The organism is Neisseria sp. P0009.S007, assembly GCF_051962515.1.
The window spans coordinates 1-2,040 of sequence record NZ_JBQCVF010000234.1; the positions used below are offsets into that span (position 1 = coordinate 1).

The 2,040-nt window shown below is 48.6% G+C and carries 3 protein-coding genes; 1 reads left to right on the top strand and 2 read right to left on the bottom strand.

Annotated elements, in window-relative coordinates:
• Positions 1-642 (top strand): Cof-type HAD-IIB family hydrolase (locus ACTHS3_RS11980; protein ID WP_440368036.1); only part of this gene is annotated, 642 nt, incomplete at its 5' end.
• A gap of 67 nt (positions 643-709) precedes the next feature.
• Here the strand turns inward: ACTHS3_RS11980 and ACTHS3_RS11985 are convergent.
• Together ACTHS3_RS11985 and metZ are read right to left on the bottom strand one after the other, a co-directional pair.
• On the bottom strand, positions 710-916 hold the full coding sequence (locus ACTHS3_RS11985) for a DUF2788 domain-containing protein (protein WP_004521104.1): 207 nt from the start codon (positions 914-916) through the stop codon (positions 710-712).
• 89 nt (positions 917-1,005) lie between these two features.
• The coding region (gene metZ / locus ACTHS3_RS11990) for an O-succinylhomoserine sulfhydrylase (protein ID WP_440368037.1) at positions 1,006-2,040 on the bottom strand (1,035 nt) is incomplete at its 5' end.

Consider the following 2,040-nt stretch of genomic DNA (forward strand, 5'->3'; position numbering starts at 1 on the left):
GCCATTCCCGCCAAAGTCAAAGCCTTGATTCAAGAATGCGGTATCGACATGCTCGTTACCATCAACGGCCAATATATTTCCTTTCGCGGCGAACCTCTGCAAAGCTACCCCTTGGACATTGCCGACATCGAAACCGCCATCAACCTGCTTGAACAACACAAAATAGACTACGCCTTTGTCAACAACCAAGAAATTGCCGTTTCCTCCCATTCGCCACGCGTTGTCGAAGGCTTATCGCATATCCTGCCCAACTTCCTGACTGACAAAGAATATTTCCGCAAACAACCTGTTTATCAAATGTTGGTCTTTGTGGATAAGGAAGAAGAAAAAATCCTGCAACCGCTAACCCAGCAACACGGCTTCAAATCCGTCCGCTGGCATGAATATGCTGTGGACCTGCTGCGCAAAGAAGGTTCAAAAGCACGGGGCATCGCCCACGCAGTGGAAAAACTGGGGATTGATATGAACAAAGTGATGGCATTCGGCGACAGCTTCAACGACTTGGAAATGCTGTCAACCGTCGGCTTTGGTGTTGCCATGGGCAATGGCGAAGACGCTGCCAAATCTGCCGCACAATTCGTCTGCCCAAGTGTTGATGAAGACGGCGTCTTGCTCGGCTTGCAAGAATTGGGCGTAATTTAAAACATCAAATCAAAAGGCCGTCTGAACATTTTTTCAGACGGCCTTGTTCTATCAATAAACTTCCTGCCTACTTCGGCAATACCAAAAAGCTAATCAGCAATTCTTTAAATACGAACCCAAACACACCCAAGCCCAAAACCAAGAAGAGCATGGCAATGCCGAATTTGCCGGCTTTGGATTCTTTACCCAAGTTCCAAACGATAAAGCCCAAAAAGATAATCAGGCCACTCAGTAGGATTTTCATTGCCCATGAGGCGAATTCTGCTTCAGACATTATTTTTTTCCTTTTATTCTTAAGATGTGTGTTTAATTGCTTTCAGACGGCCTATTAAAATTTAAGGCCGTCTGAAATTTGTTTTTAGATTATTTGTTCAATGCTTGTTGCAAATCATCAATCAAATCGTCGATGTGTTCCAAACCGACAGAGAGGCGGATCAAGCCCGGGCGGATATTCGCGGCGAGTTTTTCTTCAGGCTGCATCCGGCCGTGCGTGGTTGTCCACGGATGGGTGATGGTCGAGCGCACATCGCCGAGGTTGGCAGTACGGGAAAAGAGCTCTACGCCGTCCACGATTTTCCATGCCGTTTCTTGGTCTGCGACTTCAAAACCTACCACAATACCGCCGCCATTTTGCTGTTTGCGGATCAGTTCGGCTTGCGGATGGTCGGGCAAACCGGTGTAGTACACAGCTTGGACTTGCAGCTGCTCTTTCAACCATTGTGCAATTTTCAGCGCATTGTCGTATTGTTTTTCCATACGCAGCGACAAGGTTTCCACGCCGCTCAACAGCTGCCATGCGTTAAACGGAGACATCGCCAAACCGCAAGAGTTGCAATACATGGCTACTTGCGTCATCAATTCATCCGAACCGGTCAACACGCCACCCATCACGCGGCCGTGGCCATCAATGGCTTTGGTTGCGGAAGACACGGAAATATCCGCACCGTGTTTCAAAGGTTGCGAACCGGCTGGCGACAAGAGACTGTTGTCCACCACCAAAAGCGCGCCGATGCGGTGTGCCAGTTCAGCTAAAGCTTCCAAATCGGCAACTTCGCCCAAAGGGTTGGACGGCGTTTCCAAGAAAAACAGTTTGGTATTGGGCTTGATGGCAGCTTTCCATTCATCCACATCAACCGGCGATACATGGCTGACTTCGATGCCGAACTTGGTAACGATGTTATTGATGAAACCGACAGTTGTACCAAACAGGCTGCGGCTGGAAATAACATGATCACCGGCTTGCAAGAAGGTAAAAAACGCTGCCTGAATCGCGGACATACCGGTCGAAGTGGCTACCGCGCGCTCTGCGCCTTCCAATGCGGCAATGCGTTTTTCAAAAGCGGCAGTAGTCGGATTGGCTGTACGGGTATAGGTAAAGCCTTTAATTTTTTTGGAAAA